General features: G+C 70.0%; 15 protein-coding genes and 1 tRNA gene. 8 read left to right on the top strand and 8 right to left on the bottom strand.

Features of this window, described 5'->3' with window-relative positions:
• Positions 1-10: 10 nt before the first annotated feature.
• On the bottom strand, positions 11-199 hold the full coding sequence (locus tag AHOG_RS03100) for a hypothetical protein (RefSeq protein ID WP_093940005.1): 189 nt from the start codon (positions 197-199) through the stop codon (positions 11-13).
• Between the two features lie 733 nt (positions 200-932).
• On the opposite strand from AHOG_RS03100, the gene AHOG_RS03090 reads away from it, so the two are divergent.
• Positions 933-1,157: an antitoxin gene (locus tag AHOG_RS03090; protein WP_169725802.1), complete on the top strand. Its 225-nt coding sequence runs from the start codon at positions 933-935 to the stop codon at positions 1,155-1,157.
• Between the two features lie 244 nt (positions 1,158-1,401).
• On the opposite strand, the gene AHOG_RS03085 is transcribed toward AHOG_RS03090, so the two are convergent.
• From AHOG_RS03085 to AHOG_RS03055, 7 genes are all read right to left on the bottom strand, one after another.
• A complete protein-coding gene (locus AHOG_RS03085) occupies positions 1,402-1,902 on the bottom strand; it encodes a MogA/MoaB family molybdenum cofactor biosynthesis protein (protein ID WP_093944101.1) in 501 nt (166 codons plus the stop codon).
• 157 nt (positions 1,903-2,059) lie between these two features.
• Positions 2,060-3,787, bottom strand: coding sequence for a S1C family serine protease (locus AHOG_RS03080; protein WP_245856531.1), 1,728 nt, complete (start codon positions 3,785-3,787; stop codon positions 2,060-2,062).
• Positions 3,788-4,426: 639 nt separating this feature from the next.
• The gene (galT, locus tag AHOG_RS03075; protein ID WP_093940002.1) at positions 4,427-5,521 is read right to left on the bottom strand and encodes a galactose-1-phosphate uridylyltransferase; all 1,095 of its coding nucleotides are present in this window, start codon (positions 5,519-5,521) and stop codon (positions 4,427-4,429) included.
• A gap of 67 nt (positions 5,522-5,588) precedes the next feature.
• Positions 5,589-6,956 carry a sensor histidine kinase gene (locus AHOG_RS03070; protein ID WP_211290606.1) on the bottom strand — a complete coding sequence of 456 codons (1,368 nt, stop codon included), beginning with the start codon at positions 6,954-6,956 and terminating at the stop codon, positions 5,589-5,591.
• 44 nt (positions 6,957-7,000) lie between these two features.
• Positions 7,001-7,699 (bottom strand): response regulator transcription factor, encoded by a 699-nt coding sequence (locus AHOG_RS03065; protein ID WP_093940000.1) that lies wholly within the window; start codon positions 7,697-7,699, stop codon positions 7,001-7,003.
• A gap of 106 nt (positions 7,700-7,805) precedes the next feature.
• Positions 7,806-8,414, bottom strand: a complete 609-nt coding sequence (locus tag AHOG_RS03060; protein WP_245856530.1) for a trimeric intracellular cation channel family protein — start codon at positions 8,412-8,414, stop codon at positions 7,806-7,808.
• A 234-nt stretch (positions 8,415-8,648) separates the two neighbouring features.
• On the bottom strand, positions 8,649-8,996 hold the full coding sequence (locus tag AHOG_RS03055) for an EthD family reductase (RefSeq protein WP_093939998.1): 348 nt from the start codon (positions 8,994-8,996) through the stop codon (positions 8,649-8,651).
• Between the two features lie 540 nt (positions 8,997-9,536).
• Between AHOG_RS03055 and AHOG_RS03050 the strand changes: the two genes are divergently transcribed.
• The 7 genes from AHOG_RS03050 (at position 9,537) to AHOG_RS03020 (ending at position 19,430) form a co-directional block, all read left to right on the top strand.
• Positions 9,537-11,063, top strand: coding sequence for a tetratricopeptide repeat-containing diguanylate cyclase (locus AHOG_RS03050; RefSeq protein WP_245856529.1), 1,527 nt, complete (start codon positions 9,537-9,539; stop codon positions 11,061-11,063).
• Between the two features lie 349 nt (positions 11,064-11,412).
• Positions 11,413-11,485 (top strand) — tRNA-Arg (locus AHOG_RS03040).
• 1,034 nt (positions 11,486-12,519) lie between these two features.
• Complete coding sequence (locus tag AHOG_RS28230) at positions 12,520-12,954, top strand: nitroreductase family deazaflavin-dependent oxidoreductase (protein WP_157736607.1); 435 nt, start codon at positions 12,520-12,522, stop codon at positions 12,952-12,954.
• A gap of 450 nt (positions 12,955-13,404) precedes the next feature.
• Entirely contained in the window at positions 13,405-13,833 is a 429-nt protein-coding gene (locus tag AHOG_RS03030; protein ID WP_157736606.1) for a hypothetical protein, read from the top strand.
• 926 nt (positions 13,834-14,759) lie between these two features.
• Positions 14,760-15,116, top strand: a complete 357-nt coding sequence (locus tag AHOG_RS28225; protein ID WP_157736605.1) for a hypothetical protein — start codon at positions 14,760-14,762, stop codon at positions 15,114-15,116.
• Between the two features lie 40 nt (positions 15,117-15,156).
• Entirely contained in the window at positions 15,157-18,036 is a 2,880-nt protein-coding gene (locus AHOG_RS03025) for a tetratricopeptide repeat protein (protein ID WP_157736604.1), read from the top strand.
• Positions 18,037-18,176: 140 nt separating this feature from the next.
• Positions 18,177-19,430 carry a sensor histidine kinase gene (locus AHOG_RS03020; RefSeq protein WP_211290514.1) on the top strand — a complete coding sequence of 418 codons (1,254 nt, stop codon included), beginning with the start codon at positions 18,177-18,179 and terminating at the stop codon, positions 19,428-19,430.
• Positions 19,431-19,468 lie beyond the last annotated feature (38 nt).

Raw genomic sequence — 19,468 nt, 5'->3', positions numbered from 1 at the left:
GCGCCGCTGATCAGCCATGATGCGGCGGCCGGTTGTCCCGGTACCAGTCTTCGCCTCGGCCCGCGAAGCCGTCCCGGTCGTCCCGCTCGTCCGCCGTCGTAGTGGGCAGGACATCGCCGAACACCTCGTGGAGCCGTCGAGCCGAGAGCGTCGTGCGGTCCGGTGCGGGGGTGTCCTTCCCGTCCTGCGGAGTGCCCATGCCTCCAGTATGACCGCCGCGGGATCCGGGCCTGAGGTACGGATTGGGCCGCGCCTGCGGGCGAGCCCGGCGGGTCACGGGCGGACCGGTCCCTCACGGGCCTTCCTGATCTGTCGTCAGGTGGAAGATCCTGGGCGATCCGGAGCTACGCCGGAGGCCACGGCGGAGTCGGCCGAGCAGGTTCGGGCCGGGTGGTGCGTGGTCGTGGCGTAGACGGCGGGATCAGACGAAAGTCGCTTCCGGTCCGGTCGCACCATCCCGCCGCGGCGGTCGGATGTCGGCGACCCTCGGAAGGCGGCCGTCGGGTGCCGCGCGGCAACCGGGGCGGGAGCCGGTGCCGGGGCAGGGCCGAGACCGAAGGCGAGACCGGGCGGGGCGGGGGGCGGGGGCTGATCAGGAGAGCACCGGCTGTCGAACACGCTGCGCGGGCGTCTCGCGGCAGGTCGGGTCGGGCGACACCGTCTCGGCATCGAGGCCCGGGACGGCCTCGACTTCGCTGTTCACGGCTCCGCCTGGATCGTTCCGGGTACTGATCTGGTCTCCGTCGTCGCGTTCGGACGGGTGCGCCGCGACGTCGGTCGGCCACCCCCGCCGCGCCGCGCCGGCCACCCCCGCCGCGCGGGTCGTCGATCCGGCTCCCCGACCGCTCTCGTCGACAACCGGAGCGGATCGACGACGGCCCCGATAATGGTGACGAGATCAGGTAGCACCGGAGAGAGGGAAGGGGAACGCTGTGAGCAGCTTCCTGGACAAGGCCAAGGAACTCGCCGCGCAGGCCCGGGAGAAGGCAGGCAGCGTCGCGGAGAAGGCGGGCGACGCCGCGGCAAAGGGTGTGAGCGTGGTGGCGGACAAGGCCGACGAGGTCACCGGCGGCAAGTACACCGAGAAGATCGAGTCCGTCAGCGAGAAGGTCGAGAAGGTGCTCGACCCGGACGGCAGCACGAAGAAGGACGACTGAGCGGCCTTGCCCGCGACGTCGACGATCGGCTCGTCACCCGTCCCTCGGTAACGAAGGTCGAGCTTCCGGTACGCGGTCCGGTGCGGCGGCGCGCCGACTCGGCAGGCACCAAACGGTCTGCGCCGATCCCCTTTCGCGTGTCCATCGGCGCGCGGCGAGCGTGACCGACCGGCCTGGAAGCGCTCCGGGCTCCGTACCCGCCGACGTGGTGGTACGGAGCCCGGCATTCATCGGCTGCTGCTGATCAGGGCGTCTCCAGGCTGGACAGCTCCTCGATGACGTGCGTCACCAGCGGGCTGAGCGTGGCCATCCCATCGCGTACCGCGGAGCGCGATCCCGCGATGTTCACCACGAGCGTGCTGCCCGAGACGCCGACGAGTCCTCGCGAGATGCCCGCGTCCACCGCTCCCGCCGCCAGGCCGGAGGCACGCAGTGCCTCCGCGATGCCGGGGACCGGCCGATCGAGGACGCCTGCCGTGGCGTCGGGCGTGACGTCTCGCGGGGACACCCCCGTGCCGCCGACGGTGATCACCAGGTCGACTCCGCCGATCACCGCCGTGTTCAGCGCGTTGCGGATGTCCACCATCTCACCGGGCACGACGACGCTGCCGTCGACGATGAAGCCGGTCTCCTCCAGGAGTTCGGTGACCAACGGGCCGGTGACGTCCTCGTATTCCCCCTGGGTGACCCGATCGTCCACGACCACGACGAGGGCACGGCCGAGACGCTGCGCGCTGCGTTCCATACCGATCACCGTAGTGGGCACGTTCGCCAGCAGATCGGACATCTGGGCGAGGCCGCCGTTGATGTCACCCGCGGCGACTAAGGACTGGCCGCTGACCGTCACCGTCATGCCCGTCGACGCGGTGTCGCCGGTTTCCACATCACTCGTCTTCATTCGTTCATTCACCCACCGTCTGACTGCCCAATGTGACTTCCACGCTGCGTTCATCGCCCCTGGAGTCGAGCACCGTCAGCGTGACCTGCTGTCCCGGTTCCTGGGAGCGCACGGCCGCCACGAGTGCGTCACGGCCCTGAATGAGTCGATCGTCGACCTTGGTGATGACCTCGCCTGAGGCGAGGCCGCTTTCGGCCGCGGCACCGTCCGGCGACACCTCCGCGATCTCGGCGCCGGAGCCCTGCTGCCGGTCGGTGACCGTCACGCCGAGGACCGCCTGCGTCGCCTGCCCGGTCTCGATGATCTCCTCGGCGATGCGTCGGGCCTGGTCGATGGGGATGGCGAAGCCGAGGCCCACCGAGCCCGCCTGCTGTTGTCCCCCGCCCCTCGGGCTGTAGATCACCGAGTTGACCCCGATGACGCGGCCCTGCATGTCGACCAACGGGCCGCCGGAGTTGCCGGGGTTGATCGCCGCGTCGGTCTGCACGGCGTCGAGTACCGTCGCCACGTCCGTGGGCGACTCGCCGCCCGCGGCCACGGGGCGGTCGAGCGCCGAGATGATGCCCGAGGTCACGGTGCCGACGAGACCGAAGGGCGAACCGATCGCCACGGCCTGTTCCCCGACCGCCAGATCGTCGGAGCGACCCAGTTCCGCGGGTGTGAGGCCGGAGACGCCCTCGGCGCGCACGACTGCGAGGTCCGAGGTCGGATCGCGCCCTTCGACCTGCGCGGGGGCGGTGGTGCCGTCCTCGAACGCGATGACGATCTCGCCACCGCCCACCGCCGGAGCGATGACGTGGTTGTTGGTCATGATGAGGCCGTCATCGCTGATGATGATCCCCGAGCCCTCGCTGGCACCCTGTCTGCCCTGGACCTGAAGCTGTACGACGCTGGGCAGGACCTTGTCCGCCACCTGCTGCACCGATCCCTCCGGTGCGTCCGAGACGTTCCTGGCGGGCGGCGGCTCCTGATCCAAGGAGTTGATCGAGGTGCCGCCGTCCGCGAGCTGGTATCCGACCAGCCCGCCGACGCCACCCGCGACGCCGCCGACCAGCAGGGACAGGGCGACCATCCCGGCCACCACGCCGCTCCGCCCCTTTCCGTTCCGACCAGAGTGCTGATCGCGGTAGGAGGACGACGAGTAGTGCTGTCCGTAGCCGGGGTAGCCGCCGGGCACGCCCGCTTGTCCGCCATCGCCTGCGGGACCGCCTACACCCGCCTGTTCCGCCGTGCCGGGGAACCGGCCGTCGCCGGGGCCGGCCGGATGACCGGGGCCGCTGGGCTGGGGCCGTCCCACAGCGCCGCCCGTGACCTGCGCGCCCCGCGGCGCCGAGCCGAGCCCGTGGGTGGCCTCGAAGCCGCGGCCGGGGTTCCCGAAACTGCCCGGGGCGAAGCCGCCCGTGCCGCCGTTCGCGGGGTCAGGCCTGCCCTGCTGAGGAGCCGCGGCCTCCGCGCGATGAGCCGCCGTCTCGGCCGTGGGCGGCCGGCCCTGGTCGCGGACCGCATCCGGCCGGTTCGGGTGTTCGGAGCCTGGTGAGCCCGCCGAGCCGCCTGCTCCAGTGGTCCCGCTGTCGAACGCGGCACCGGATGTGCGTCCACCGCCCGCGGTGGTGCTCCCACCGCCGTGTTCCGCGCCTGCCGTAGAGCCGGTCTCCCCGTTCTGGCCGGGCTCACGATGCTCGGCGGCCGGCTGCTTGGCAGCCCCGTACTCCGGAGCCCGATACCGCGGCACTCCGTACCCGGCGGTCTCGTGCTCGGTGTCGCCGTGTCCAGCGGGGTCATCTCCAGTGTTGTCTTGTCCAGGCGTGCTGTGTCCAGGCGTGCTGGCTTCACGGGCGCCGGCGGCATTCGACCCGAGGTGGTCCTGGCCTCCGGCGGTCGGTTCCGGCTCTCGGCCCGGACCATTCGAGGTGTGCTCGCTCATGAGCCCACTGTGCACCGAAAGACTGAGAACGGCCTGAGATCACGCTGGGGTTTTCCTGCTGTTCGCACACTCATGAAAATCTGCCTGCCGCACACCCCGAAGCAGGTGACACCCACACGTAGGGCTGGCCCTGCGAATGTGACCTGCGGTGAACGCTCGATCGTCGGCGGAGACGACACGGCGATCAGCGGAACCAGGCGCGCCGCCACGCCTGAATCGTCGACTCCGACCCGCTCCGACGTCTGTCGAGGCGTTCTGACGAGTGTCCCCCGCGGCCGTCAGACCGCGCCGCGGTCCGCACCGACTCCGCGACGCCGGTGCCACCGAGCGCCCTGCCTACCGCCTCACGACCCACCTCACCGTGTGGCGGTTCCGCCACGTCGCGGAACCGCCACGTCGCGACCCATCGTGTCGCCACGCACCGCCTTGCGATCCTCGGCGGCGGGCTCAGCCCAGCGCGCGCAGCCGCTCCGCGGTCTGCTCGGGCGTGGCGTCGCCGATCCAGACGCCCATGCCGGATTCCGAACCCGCCAGATACTTCAGCCGGTCCGGCCCCCGCAGCACCGAGAACAACTCCATTCGCAGCCAGGCGAACTCCCGATCGGTGCGCACGGGAGCCTGATGCCAACCCGCGATGTAGGGCAGCGGGCGGTCGTAAAGCCGATCCAGCCTGCCCAGCACGTCGAGATAGATCTCGGCGAACTCGTCGCGTTCGTCGTTCGAGAGGGCGGGCAGGTCCGGCACCGGTCGGTGCGGGACGAGCTGCACCTCCACCGGCCAGCGAGCCGCAGGCGGAACGAACGCGGTCCAGTGCTCCCCGGAGCGGATGACGCGCGTCTGCGCGGCCCGCTCCGCGGCCAGGATGTCGCCGACCAGATGCCTGCCGTTCTCGATGAGGTAGGGCGCGGCCGTCTCCAGGTGACGCGCCGTCCTCGGCGTGACGAACGGATATCCGTAGATCTGGCCGTGGGGGTGATGCAGCGTGACGCCGATCTCCTCGCCCCTGTTCTCGAAGCAGTAGACCTGCTCGACACCGGGCATCTCGCTCAGGGCCGCGGTGCGGTCCGCCCAGGCGTCGACGACGGTGCGGACGCGACGAACGGGCAACTGCCCGAAGGAGGTCGTGTGATCGGAGGTGAAGCACACCACCTCGCAGTGGCCTGCGGCGGGAAAGGAGGTGACCAGTGGTTCGCCGTCACGTTCGAGCACGACCGACGGCGTCGTGGGCAGGTCTTGAGCGAAGGACGGGAACCGGTTCTCGAACACGACCACGTCGTAATCGGACTCCGGGATCTCCGAGGGCCTACCGGGTCTGCTCGGGCACAGCGGGCAGGCGTCCGCGGGTGGCTTGTACGTCCTGGACTGGCGGTGCGCGGCGATCCCCACCCACTCGCCGGTGAACGGGTCGCACCGCATCTCGGGCCGCGGATCTCGCGGAGGCAGGTCACGCAAGTCGACGGCGGTCCGCGTCGGTGCGGTGTCATCCTCGTCGAAGTAGATGATCTCCCGACCGTCCGCCATGCGGGCACTGGTGCGGCGCACCTGGTCACCTCCGTGAAAGCACTTGCCGACCCCTGGACGGATCGTAGGAGGCGGCGATCCCATCCGGTCAACCGGCGCGTCCGGGCAGCCGCAGCGTGAACAGGGCACCGCCCTGCGGCGCCGTCGACACCGCGGCACTACCGCCGTGTCGTTCGGCGGCCTGCTTGACGATCGCCAGCCCGAGCCCGGAACCGGGCAGGGTCCTGGCCTCGGACGAGCGATAGAACCTCTCGAACACGTGGGGCAGGTCGGCCGCCGCGATGCCGGGGCCCTCGTCCGCGACCGCCAACGCGACCCCGCCTGCCATCTCCTCGGCCAGTGTCACCCGCACCACACCGTCGGTCGGACTCCACTTCGCCGCGTTGTCCAACAGGTTCAACACCGCTCTCTCCAGGGCGTTCGCGTCGCCCAGCAGTCGCCACGGAGTCAGCGACACCTCGAACTCGATGTCCGGGGCCCGACGTCGGGCGCGGTCGACGGCCCGTTCGATCACCTCGACCAGGTCGACCGGTTCGTGCACGATCTGTGGGGCGTCCTCCCTCGCCAGCTCGACGAGATCGCCCACCAACGTCGACAGCTCGTTGATCTGGGCCCGCACGTCGGCGTAGATCTCCTCGCGGTCCTGGTCGGCGAGTTTCGGTGCGTCGGGTCTGCTCGAGGCCAGCAGCAGCTCGATATTGGTGCGCAGCGACGTCAGCGGCGTCCGCAATTCGTGGCCCGCATCGGCCACGAGCCTGCGCTGCCGTTCCTGCGACTCGGCCAGCACGCCGAGCATCAGGTTGAAGCTGGTGGTGAGCCGGGCCAGTTCGTCGTCCCCGGAGACGGCGATCGGCCGGAGGTCGCCCGTGCGGGCGATCCGCTCGGTCGCGGCGGTGAGCCTGCCGACGGGTCGCAGGGCGGTCCTGGCCACCGCCGTGCCCGCCGCCGCGGCCACTCCGACGCCGAGGCCGCCTGCCACCGCCAGCACGAGGGTCAGTCTGCTGAGCGTGGCCTTGATGTCGTCCAGCGGTTGGGCCACCACCAGACTCGCGCCCGGCTGGATGGGCAGGGTGATGACCCGGCAGTCGGAGGCGACGTCGGTACGCAGCGAATGCGACAGCTCGCCCCGGGCGACCGCCAGTTCGTTCGGGCCCACCGGCGGCTCCTTGTCGCCGCCGAAGACCACGTCGCCGCTCTCATACACCTGGGCGATGCGGACGTCGGCCGCGGCGAACAACGCGGCGGGCGCCGAGTCGAGCCGCGCATTGGAGACGCGCGGACCCTCCACCGCCTGGGCGGCCCGCTTGAACAGGCTCGCGTCGAGCTGGTCGTAGAGGCTGTTGTAGACCGTCACGTAGGCGCCGAGCGAGGTCAGCGCCACCGCACCGCCGACACAGATCGCGGCGAGCAGGGTGACCCTGGTCCGCAGTGCCACTCGCTGGCGCCAGCTCTCCAGTCTGCTGGGCGATCGTCGGGGCTCCTCGTCGGCGAACCCGACCGTCACGGAGCCGTCTCCCGCAGCACGTAGCCGACGCCGCGCACGGTGTGGATCAGTCGGGCCTCTCCGGCGCCCTCGGTCTTACGACGCAGATAACCGATGTACACCTCCAGCGCGTTCCCCGAGGTCGGGAAGTCATACCCCCACACCTCCTCCAGGATCCGGCTGCGCGTCAGCACCTGTCTCGGATGTGACAGCAGCAGCTCCAGAAGCGAGAACTCCGTCCGCGTCAGGCTGATCAGCCGGTCTCCTCGCCGTACCTCCCGCGTTCCGGTGTCCAGTGACAGGTCCGCGAAGCTCAGCGGGGGCGGCAGGTCGTCCAGCCCGTCGCCGGGGTCGGGCGAGGCCCGCCGCAGCAGCGCACGCAGCCGGGCCAGCAGTTCCTCCAAGGCGAAGGGCTTGGGCAGGTAGTCGTCGGCGCCCGCGTCGAGGCCCGCCACCCGATCGGACACCGCATCCCGGGCCGTCAACACCAGGATCGGCAGGTCGTCGCCGGTACCGCGCAATCGGCGACACACCTCGAGCCCGTCCAGACGCGGCATCATCACGTCGAGGACCATCGCGTCCGGCCGCTGTCCGATCACCGCGTCCAACGCCTGTCGACCATCCGAGGCGAGATCGACCTGGTAACCGTTGAACTGCAGAGACCGCCGCAACGACTCGCGAACGGCACGGTCGTCGTCGACCACGAGGATGCGCATGCGCTCAGTGTCACCTCTCGCCCTGAGAGCGACCTGAGAAGTCGTCGACCACGGCTTCGACGGGTTCGCGGCGGCCGTTCCGGAAAGATCACGAGTCCGCCCCTGGTCAGCCGGCGGGGTCCTTCGGCACCGGGGCGTTCCACCGCCGCCAGAGAGCGAGGACTCGGAGTCCGACGACCAGCGTCGAGCCGATCAGGGCGATCGGCCCGGCCGGCAGGCCGATCACATGGCCCGCCCCCACCACGATCGTGCCGACCAGCGCGGCCACCGCGTAGATCTCCCGGCGCAGCACGAGCGGAACCTCACGAAGCAGCAGGTCACGCAGGATGCCTCCGCCGATGCCGGTGATGAGGCCGACCAGACAGGAGGTGTAGACGGGGGCGCCCAGGCCGAGGGCCGTCGCGGTGCCCGAGGTGACGAACAGCCCGAGGCCCACCGCATCGGCCAGCAGCACCGCACGACGCAGCCGCGCGAGCTGCGGGTGGAACTGGAAGGCCAGTAACCCGGCCGTGCCGGAGACGAGGAGGTACCGCCAGTCCTGCAGCGTCGTCGGCGGGTGCACGCCGAGCATCAGATCTCGGGTGACACCGCCGCCGAGCGCGGTCACCATGCCCAGCACCACGACGCCGAACAGATCGAGACGAGCCCGTACCGCCGCCAGTGCCCCGGAGATGGCGAACGCCGCGACGCCGAGGAACTCCAACACGAGCAGCACGGAATCGCAGCGTACGGATCGGCACGGCGGCCGGCAGCACAGGCGGCCGGTAACGCCGCGCGGCCCGCGCCTGGGGACCGATCGGTCTCGCCGAAGGCCCGGCCGGACGACCGCGGCCGATACGCGGGCGTTCGGCACCGGGAGACCCGACGTGCCGGGCCTGTCGTCCGGAGCCGGGCGGAGCCGTCCTCGGACCATGCCGCCGTCGCCGCGACGCGCGGTCGAGCACGGACGTCAGGATTCGGCGGTGTCGACGTGGTCGACGGGCCGGGTGAGGACCTCGGCGGAGAACATCGTCACCAGCTCGATGCCGCCGATCTCGGCGAGGTTCTCGCCGCAACGGCGCCACTCCGGCGATCGTAAGGCGGTACGCATCGCCTCGGCGGACGCGAAGTACATCTCCGCGATCAGGTAGGGCTCCACGTCGCCGAGGAAGCCCGCCAGATGGACTCGTCCGACCTTGGCGACCTCGGTCCGCAGCAGTCCCGGGGTCCTGGCCACCAACGGGAGATGCTCGGCGAAGTAACGATCGTCGAAGTCGCGGTCGCTCGGTCTCCGGTACAGCGCGATGTACTTGATCAAGGCCTACTCCCGTGCTCGACTCGGGCGAGCGAATGTAACAGTCGCCACAGGCGGGCGGGTGCGGCGCGAACTCCCCCGATCTCGGGATGCACTCTCGACTCGAATTGATCAACCTGAAAGTTTCCTACAGCGCGATGTAATCAAAGCGCGCTCAAATCTACACCTTTGGACTAATGATTCACCCCATCAGCGGTATGCACAGATGGCTCTGAGCGACTGTGCGCCGCGGCAAAACCGGGCCGAACACGAGCGTCCCCACCGCGCGTCGCCGACCGTCCGCCACCGATACCGTCCGGGGAGAACGACAGATCCAGAACCCGCAGACATGAACTGTGCTGGTAGCGACCTCAGCATCTCAGACGACGCGAAGGGAGTTCGTCATTACGACACAAAGCACAGGCGGGTTGGAACCGCAAGACGGGCGAGGCAGTCGAATAGGACGCACCGCATACGGCGGGTCGCCCATCCGGGTAGCCTGTCTCAAACCGCTGCAAGCATGGCCCATGCCGATCAGGCAGGCTGGCAGGAGATGTCAAGTCCGTGGTTGATCGCAACGATTCGCCCCTGGCGGAACACCTTCCGCAGCAGGACCGCGAGGTGCGACTGCTGCTGGAGTCCGGACGTGTACTGGAGGCGAACGCCCTCTTCGACGAGGTCGTCTCGGGAATGCCGCCAGGCGAGGACGATCGCTGGCGGCGCGCCACCGTGTTGGTGCACCGCGCCGTGGTCGCCTTCCGACTCAGCCGGATCCCGCTGGCGCTCGAACTCGCGGCCGAGGCCTGGGTGGAGTTGGACGCGGAGCGCCCGGAGGGCACCGCCGCCGCCCAGACCATCGGAATGCTCGGCTACCTGGTGGAGAGCATCGGGCATCGCAGGGCAGCGCTGGACATGATGCGAGTCTCGGTCGAACTCGCCCGGCGCGCCGGCCATCCCGAGACGCTGGCGCACTGCATGCAACGGCTCGGCGGCACCTTGAACATGCGCGCCGCCGAGGCATCGCCCGACGATGCGAAACGGATCTTCTCCGAGGCGCAGGGCATGCTGGAGGAGGCGCTGTCCCTGGTGCACACCGGCTTCCTGCACCGAGCGCTGCTCGCGGCGTACAGCAGGTCGTTGGCCGGACTCGGGGAGCTGGCCGAGGCCGAGGAGCTGGCGCAGCGGGCCCTGCGTCTCAACGAGATCGCGGAGGACAGGTGGGGCCTGGCCGTCGCCAACTGGGTCCTCTCAGGTGTCCGACGGACCCAGGGTGCGCTGCCCGCGGCCAGAACCCTGGCCAGCCGCGCGGTCGCCGAGGCCGACCGGGTCGGCGACACGATCATGCTGCGCCGGTTCTCGCACGACCTGGCCGACATCTGCGCCGACCTCGGCGACCACGTCGGTGAGGCGGAGGCGCTACGTCGGGGCATGGCGGCGGGCGGCAAGATCCTGGACACGCTCCAAGAGGCGTTAGGGCAGGCGTTGGAGCAGCGCAGGCTGGCGGTCCAGGCTCAACGGGTCGCGGTGGCGGCGCAGGAGGCGGCGGCCCGCGATCCCCTCACGGGCCTGGTGAACAGGCTCGGGCTGGAACGCACCGCGCCGCACCTGATCAAGCGCACCGCCTCGCGAGGGCGGGTGCCCTGGCTGGTGCTCGTCGACGTCGACTGGTTCAAGGACGTCAATGACGACGCGGGCCATGCCGCGGGCGACGCCGCCCTTCGCGAGATCGCCCAGCTTCTCCGTCGGGAGTGCCGCGCCGACGACCTGGTCGCCCGCTGGGCGGGCGACGAGTTCGTGATCCTGCTCGTCGACGTGAGCGACGAACGCACCGAGGCAGGCCCCACCGTGGCCGAACGCATCCGTGCCGCCGTCCACGGCCACGACTGGCGCCTCGTGCTGGGCAAGACGACGAGGCCCCCCACCGTCAGCATCGGCGTCGCCGCCGGGCCCGCCCAGCTCGATCAGCTCTTCACGGCCGCGGACAACGCCCTGTACCGCGCGAAGCGGCAGGGCCGCAACCGCGTGGAGGTCCAGCCGCCTGCCGAGGACGAGCTGAACGCCAGGGCCGCGAGCACCCTCACCACGCGCTGACCCGTCGCCCCACCCGACGAGACGCGAACCGGGTCGATCCGCCGCGTGTGCGGCCTGCGACCGCAGTGGCCGCACCGTCGGGCCGCGATCGGCTTCGGCCGTGCCCGGCCCGTCAGCCGTGCCGCACCCCGTCAGCCGCCGAGCACGGTCGCGGCACGTCTCCAGGCCGCCGGGACCCGGCGCCCGGCCTGTCGTCGCCGTGCCCCACCGGCCCGCAGCGACGCGGCGCGTCGCGACCCGACCGGGCGGAGGCGACGGCGACCGGGTTCCCGGCCTCGATCGCGGACCGCTACGATGAGGACGAACCTGACGCGGTCTCGAGAATCGCCGTCGGTTCATCGCACGACACGGCCTCGTAGCTCAGGGGATAGAGCACCGCTCTCCTAAAGCGGGTGTCGCTGGTTCGATTCCAGCCGGGGCCACACCGAGCAGCGCCTCCTCACACGGGGGGCGCTGTTCTCGTCTCAGGACCGCCACGATGGTTCGGGCGGACGAGCATCGACGTCGTCCTTCGCACCGCGGCCGCCGCAGGCAGCTCGGACATACCCGAGGATCGGTCACGTGCGGGCGGTCACATGGCCGTGACGTCCGGCGGCGCACGGGGCACCCGAGCGTCCCTGTCAGCGGAATTCCCGCAGGGGCGCCTATGAACGGCTGGTGGCCCCCTTTCGCGCGAGGCAGACGCTGTTGCACTGAGCCAGGTGCCCACGGGTCGCCCTCACAGCAGTGTGAAAACGGATCCGACTTTCCAGCATGCCGGACAGTGCAGGCGCGCGACCGAAGAATATCGCCTAGACGATCTCGCGCTCTGGCCACCACACCACCAGGACTGCTTCCACCCTGGTCAAGAGGCCGATCAGCACATCGACGGGCCGGTTGCGCAACCGAGACGGAGACTGCGGACAGCTCAGCCCCACAGGCTCATCACGCCTTTCCGTCGATTGCATGTCAGCAATACCTTCCCTGTGGGGCACCTGTTCAGGCATCAAAGGTGATCGAGATAATCCAATATGATTCAGCTTCCTATGGGCTTGGCACGGCCCCCGCCGGCTCGTCCCGATTCTCCCGCTCGTGTCTTCTCAGCGATGCCGGCACGACGGCCGCCATGCCGTTCCCCCGTCGCAGGCCAGCGGTCCCTTCGCGCGATTCTCGCCGTCGCTTCCCGAGACCCAGTGCGGCCGATCAGGGACTCGGCGTTCGTGAACCCGCTGCCACCCGCCGTCCGGCTCGTCGACCCTGTCCGCTGCCCGCCGCAGGCGTAAACCGACATCCCGGTGCGAACCGTGCACCACACGGGACGGAACCCGAAGCGCCGCACCGCGAGCCGGCACATCGGGGAGAACCCGGGGCGGCGAACACCGGCTCCACACGAGATCGGTCACGACACTCCGAGCGTCGTCGGGCGACCGGTTTCCGGAATACGCAAGGCGACGGACCCGTTGGCAGTGACATGCCTTTGAGCGGAGAGTATGCGCCCAGCACGTCGGACTGGGCTCGCAAGCAGGCGGAACTCTACGAATCTTCCGGTGGTACCGAGGCGGCCACCCTTCACGGCCTGCCCATCATCGTGTTGACGACGCTCGGCGCCAAGACCGGCAGACTCCGGAAGACGGCGTTGATGCGAGTCGAGCATGACGGGTCCTATGCGGCGGTGGCCTCGCTCGGCGGTTCACCCAGGCACCCGGTCTGGTACCACAACCTCGTCGCGGAACCGAGGGCCGAGTTGCAGGACGGAGCGGTCAAGAAGGACTACATCGCCAGGGAGGTCACCGGCGAGGAGAAGGCGCGGTGGTGGAAGCGTGCCGTCGAGGCATATCCGCCGTATGCGGAATACCAGCAGAAGACCACGCGGGAGATCCCGGTCTTCGTCTTGACTCCCGTAACGGATTGATCACTTCGCCGGGCCTGCCTGCGGCGCGCCCGGCGCGAATGATTACCCGCAGGCAGCCCGGCTCGTTCCGGGCCGCCCCGTCCTCGAAGGCTCACAGGTCTGATCCGCTCCGGTGCGGCGCCGATCGGACCGAAGACGAGGTCCGACGGTGCCTCGCCTCGCCGCAGTCGTGTTCGTCCGAACCGCCGCCGTCCGAGGACGCGCCGTTCCGGCGGCCCCCGTCCTCCGGTCGCCTCGGCATCGACTGACGGCGACGACCTGTTCCGTGTTGCTCATCGTCTCCCGGGTTCGGCCGCCCGAGTCTTTCCCGAACCGCCCGAGATTCTCACCCGATTGCCGCGCCCGCCATGCTCTGCTGGCTCGATCCGTCTCCGTAGCATCGAAGGAGAGCCGTCTCCCGTGAGCGACCGGGCGACGACGTGCCTCGACCGCACGGCGAAGGGATGCGAGATGAATCAGGTCACGGTCGCCGCCGCCGCGGGCGACGCCATCGTCGACGCGGTGGCCGCCGACTCCTGGCGACAGGCGGTGAACGAGGTCACGGGCTGGTGGCGACGCTTTCGCCCCGACGACGTGGCGACCATCGAGGCGGAGCTGGTGGAGATCCGGGAGGAGATCCTGGCCGCGCCGCGGAGCGGCCCCGCCGGCACGACGATCATGGCGGAGCTGGCCGTCGAGTGGAAACGCAAGCTGACCCGGCTGATCAGAGACGACCCGACCGCCGAGGCCGAGCTGCGACGGCTTCTCGACGAACGCCTGCAGCCGTTGGCCCCCGCAGGCAGACGGCAGCGGATCGGCCAGGTCACGATGACCGCCACCTCGCACGACCACAGCCGCGTCTATCAGTCGGCGGGCGACATGACCATCAACGAGCGCTGATCCACGGCTGCGACGTCGCCTGGTCATCACGCCGGAGAAGGCGGCGGCCGGTCGGAGGCGGCTTGCCGTGCGGCCGCGGCGGGCGGCCGAGGTCCGCCCGAGCCCGGTCGGCCGACCTCGTCTGCTCGCCGCCGGTCGGCACGGCAGGAGCCGAGATGAGGTGCCATGCCCGGGGCCGCGGCTCGCGACCAGGCACCCGGCGGCGCGACGTCGACGGCTCCTGGCTTCAACGTCACAGTGAGCGCACGTCCGCGTCGACGCCTCCTCCGCCCCACGGACCGAGAAGCGACCGAAGCAGGTCGGAAGTCACCCGCCTTCAATCGAACGTTCGGACTGATTTCACCGGAGGAACGGGAATTGGCGGAGTTCGTCAGGCCCATTCATCGCCGCTGACTTCTTCAACGGAACGACGAGACGACGAACGCTCTGGATCCACTCCCACCCGGATGGTCGTGCCCGCCCACGCGCTTGTGGCGATGTGCGCCGACCGACTGCCGATGAGCACCCAATCAGGCGATTCAGTGCCACCGGCGCGCCACCCGCATCACCTTCCGCACCCGCGCGACCTTGTCCGACCCCCGGAGGGATGATGAACACGGTCGGCGACACAGGTGATCCGTCGAGTTCACCCGATCGTGGATCACGACTTCCCGCACACTCGCTCCACGACCACGACGATATCCACACTCCAGGTCGTAGACCGTTCATCCACTTGCGCAGACCTGCGATAATGCGGCCGCAGCCGATCCTTCGGACGCCGACCGCTCCGATACCGATACGAGATCGTGTCAGCGAACGGACGACTGCTTCTGGTTAAGCGGCCACGAACTTGGAACAATCTACGTTGCCGGGTCGTTCGAATATTGACAAGCCCGACAGACGGTTACTCCATCAGGGTAAGCAGGCGACACGTCAGGAGACCGGAGGTGGCTGCACTGAAAGCATACGCACCGAAGACGTTTGCCGCGCACACCGCTGATCTGTTGTCCGATCAACCGAATCTGCGGCTTTCCCCCCACCTCGCCCGCCGCACGACCGCCTTCTCTCCAACGCAGGCGGCGCCCGCATTAGCCACGCCGAGATTAGCCGAATCCGCCACGACGCCCGGAGGTCTTGGAATGAACACCACCACGCCTGCCGCCGCCGGAAGCACGCCGGCATCGGCAGTCCACGCAGCGACGGGCCGCCGAGTCGACAGCCTCGTCCGCGAGTCCGCCGCCGAACTCCGTCTCGGACGCTCGGTTCCTCAAGTCGTCGGTGACCTGACCGTCACCGACGGTTGAGCCCGGCCGTACGAGCATCGGACCCGGTGAAGGGCCGCCCGTGACATCGAACCGCCCGCCGGATCACCCGGATCACGGCGGGACGTACTCCGCAGAAGCTCATGACGCCTCCCGCGTCTACCAGGCACAGCGGGACATCGTGATCGGCGAGACCTCCGTCGAGTCTCCGCCGATCGCCGTGGTGCACCGGTTACACGGCCTGTCCGAAGGCAGGCCGGACCTCTTCGTCGGCCGCGAGGCCGAGGTCGAACTGCTGCACTCGTCGCTGAGCCCCGACCCTCGGCTGCAGGTCGGCACCACGGTCGTCTCCGCCGTGGCAGGCATGGGCGGCATCGGCAAGACCGCGCTCGTGCGGCACGTCGCCAGAATCGCCGTGGACGAGCAGTGGTTCCCGGCGGGAGCCCTCCTCGCCGACCTGCACGGCTACGACTCCTACGCCTCGCGTCGCGTCCTGGCCCACCACCTCGTCGGCCCGCTGCTCCGCGCCATCGGCGTGGCGACCCTGGATCCGACCCCGTCCGGTCAGTTCGCCCAGTATCACCGCCAGCTCGGCAGGCTCGCCGCCCGCAATCGGGCGCTGCTGCTGATCCTCGACAACGTCGCCGACCAGGAGCAGATCGAGGCGCTGCTGCCCGCGGAACGGCTGCATCGGGTGCTCATCACGACACGTGAGCCCCTGAACGCCCTGTCCGCCGATCAGAACCTCCGGCTGGGCCTGCTCGACGAGGAGACCGCCGTGGAACTCGTCTCGGCGACGATGGTCAAGGCGTGGCCCGCCGATCCGAGAGTCGCCGCCGCGCCCGCGGCGATGCGCGAGCTGGTCGGGCTGTGCGACATGCTGCCGCTCGCCCTCGGCATCGTCGCGGGCATCCTCGTCGCCGAGCGTGATCTCACCGTCGCGGACATGGTGGAGGAGCTCCGGGACGGCGCCACCCGGCTGGACGTCCTCACCGACGGCATCCGTGCCGTACGCACCGCCTTCGATCTCTCCTGGGACCGGCTGCCCGCCGAACAGGCGCGGCTGCTGAGCCTCGTAGCGCTGAATCCCGGCCCGGACTTCGCCCTGGACACCGCCGTCGCGCTCGCCGATCGCCCTCGTCAGCAGACCCACACGGCCCTGCGTGCCCTGGTCGGGGCGCACCTGCTGGAGCGGACCAGCAGCAGGCGGTGGCGGGTCCATGATCTGATCCGCCTGCACTCCGCCGAGAAGCTGCGCGATCACGAGGACGGGACCGGCGACGAGCGGCAGCGGGCACTGGCGATCACGCGGATGCTCCAGCACTACCTCACCTCGGCCGACGCCGCCGCCGCGCACTTCGACGGCGCGCCCGCCATCTCACCGCGCTTCCCGACCGGCGAGGCCGCGCGGCGCTGGCTCGACGAGGAACGCGGCAACCTCTTGGCGGCCGTGGTCCTCGCCCTTCCGTCGCATCCCGAGGTGGCCTTGCATCTGCCGTTGCGACTGGCCAGGTATCTGCACCGCCATCGGCACTTCGACGACATGATCACCGCGCATCAGACGGCCGTGCGTGCCGCCCGTCGCCTCGGCGATCGACGATCCGAGGGCACCGCACTGAACAATCTCGGCACCGGCCTCCAGGAGGCGCGGCGTTTCGAGGAGGCCGTGGCAGCGCATCAGCAGGATCTCGCGATCTGCCGCCGCATCGGCGACCGGCATGCCGAGGGCACCGCGCTGAACAACCTGGGCATCGCGCTCCAGGAGATCCGCCGCTTCGCCGAGGCGGTGGCGGCGCATCGTGAGGATCTCGCGATCTGTCGGGAGACCGGCGACCGCGACGCGGAGGGCGTGGCCCTGAGCAATCTGGGCATCGCCCTGCAGGAGACGGGGCACCTTCACGAGGCGATGACCGCCCATCAGACGGCCGTCGAGCTCTATCGAGACCTCGACGATCCCGGCGGGCAGGCAGCGGCGCTGAACAACCTGGGCATCGCGCTCCAGGAGTCGCAGCGTTTCGAGGACGCCGTCGAGGCGCACCGCGCCGCCGCCAGCCTCTACCGACAGGTGGGCGACCGCCCGGCGGAGAGCCTCGCGCTGAGCAATCTCGGGCTGTGTCTGCGCAGGCTCTCCCGGATCGAGGAGGCGGTGGCCGCGCATCGGCTCGACCTGGTCATCTGCCGGGAGACCGGCGACCGCCACGCCGAGGGCATCGCACTGAGCAACCTCGGCATCGCCCTTCAGGAGATCGGGCAGCTTCGTGAGGCGGTGAGCGCCCACCAGGCCGCCGTCGACCTCTACCGACGAGTCGGCGATCGGCACGGGCAGGCCGTGGCGCAGAACAACCTCGGCGTCGCCCTGCGCCAGCTTCGTCACCGTGAACAGGACGGCACGACGGGAGCCGACGCGCCCGACCTCGGTTCGTCCGCCCCTCGTCCGTCCGTCCCTCGTTCGTCCGGCACCGGTCCACCGGACACCACCTCGCCGGAGCAGACGGCGGGCACGGTCGGACCTCGGGGCGGCCGAGCCGACGAGACGACGCCGGGCCGTTCGCGGACGCTGAGCAATCTCGGCCTGTCCATCGTGCGGCTGCTTCGGTCCGAGGACGTCATCGAGGCGCATCGACGCGCGGCCACCCTGTTCCACGAGACCGACGACCGCCACGGCGAGGGCATCGCCTGGAACAACCTCGGCCTGGCTCTCCAGGAGGCCGCGCAGTTCGCCGAGGCCGCTCCGGCCCACCGCCGGGCCGCCGAGCTGTTCCAGCAGACCGAGGACCGCAGCGGCCAGGGCATGGCGCTCCAGCACCTCGGATTCGCCCTGGAGTCGGCGAACCGCGGAGCGGAGGCCCGGTCGGCATGGCGATCGGCGTTGCAGGTCTACGTCGAGTGTGACGACCGGCAGCGCACGCTCACGCTGCGCCGGATGCTCATCGACGCGGGCGATCACGATCCACTCGCGTGACGGCCGCCCGCACCCGCTCGGCGGCGGCCCGCACCGAGCACAAGAGGGTGGCTAGGCACCCTGATTCGGCTGCCCCGCTGTACGAGAATGATGCGCACGCGGACGGGTCCGACGCCTGTCCGTGCCGACCGAGAGGACCCATGATGACCACCGCTGCCACACGGAGAGTCGGGCGGCTTCCGCTGTTGGGCTGGTCGTTCATCTTCACCGTCTATTCGCTGCTGGGCATCGCGCTCATCATCTTGATGACGGTCAGCAGCCTGCTGCTGGTCCTCACCGTCGGTCTGCCCCTGGTCGTGGGCTTCGCCTACTCCATCCGCGGCTACAACGACGTCTACCGGCTGTGGGCCGGGCACATCCTGGACCGGACGGTCATCCGTCCGTATCGGCCGACGCCGAAGGGCAACCTGGTCAGCAGGCTCCGGGCCATCGGCGCCGATCCCGCCACCTATCGCGACTACGCCTGGCTGTGGGTCAACGTCGTCCTCGGGTTCGCGATCTCCATCGTGTCGCTCGCCCTCTTCGCGGGCGCGATCTTCTACTTCATCAAGCCTGGCCTGGTCCAGTTCGTTCCCGACGGCGTCTTCGACATGTACATCGGTCCCGTCACGATCAGCCGTACCGAGAACACCATGCTCTACTGGGTGCCCGCGCTGATCAGCTTCGGTCTCTGGTGGTGGCTGTCCCCCAAGATGATGGTGGGCTACGCCCGGCTGGCGGCGGTCATGCTCGGCATCAGCGAGCGGGCCCGTCTGTCCCAACGCGTCGACGCGCTGGCCAGTTCTCGCGCCGAGACCGTGGGCACTCAGGCGGCGGAGCTGCGGCGCATCGAGCGTGATCTGCACGACGGAGCCCAGGCCCGACTGGTCGCGCTGGGCATGAGCCTGGGCATGGCCGAGGAGATGCTGTCCAACAACCCGGCCGTCGCCCAAGAGCTGCTCACCGAGGCCCGGCAGTCGACCAGTCTCGCGCTGTCCGAGCTGCGCGACCTGGTGCGCGGCATCCACCCGCCGGTGCTCTCCGATCGCGGTCTGACCGGCGGCATCCAGGCGCTCGCCATCGGAAGCCCGCTTCAGGTGCAGGTCGACGTCTCGCTACCCGAACGGCTGCCCGCCCCGGTCGAGTCGGCCGCCTACTTCGCCGTCGCCGAGGTGCTCACCAACGCCGCGAAGCACAGCGGGGCGACCGAGGCCTGGGTACGCGCCAGACACGTCCGGGGCTCGCTGAGCGTGCTCGTCGGCGACGACGGCCGCGGCGGGGTCGTGCAGGACACCGCGGGCGGCCTGCACGGAATCGAACGCAGGCTCAGCGCCTTCGACGGGACGATGCACATCAGCAGCCCCGCAGGCGGGCCGACGATCATCTCCATCGAGCTGCCGTGCGTGCCGGAGTGACCGCGACCCTGACATGCTGAGCACTCTCGGCGCCACCG

This window comes from Actinoalloteichus hoggarensis (genome assembly GCF_002234535.1).
In the GTDB taxonomy this organism is placed as follows: Bacteria; Actinomycetota; Actinomycetes; order Mycobacteriales; family Pseudonocardiaceae; genus Actinoalloteichus_A; species Actinoalloteichus_A hoggarensis.
The sequence above is the reverse complement of the archived record's forward strand: the minus strand, read 5'-3'. Positions and strand labels throughout refer to the sequence as shown.

What these genes read in the sequence shown, in the direction of transcription:
- AHOG_RS03100 (WP_093940005.1), bottom strand. Translation starts at nt 199, where the DNA reads ATGGGCACTCCGCAGGACGGGAAGGACACCCCCGCACCGGACCGCACG.
- AHOG_RS03085 (WP_093944101.1), bottom strand. Translation starts at nt 1,902, where the DNA reads ATGGAACGCAGCGCGCAGCGTCTCGGCCGTGCCCTCGTCGTGGTCGTG.
- AHOG_RS03065 (WP_093940000.1), bottom strand. Translation starts at nt 7,699, where the DNA reads ATGCGCATCCTCGTGGTCGACGACGACCGTGCCGTTCGCGAGTCGTTG.
- AHOG_RS03030 (WP_157736606.1), top strand. Translation starts at nt 13,405, where the DNA reads ATGAATCAGGTCACGGTCGCCGCCGCCGCGGGCGACGCCATCGTCGAC.
- AHOG_RS03020 (WP_211290514.1), top strand. Translation starts at nt 18,177, where the DNA reads ATGATGACCACCGCTGCCACACGGAGAGTCGGGCGGCTTCCGCTGTTG.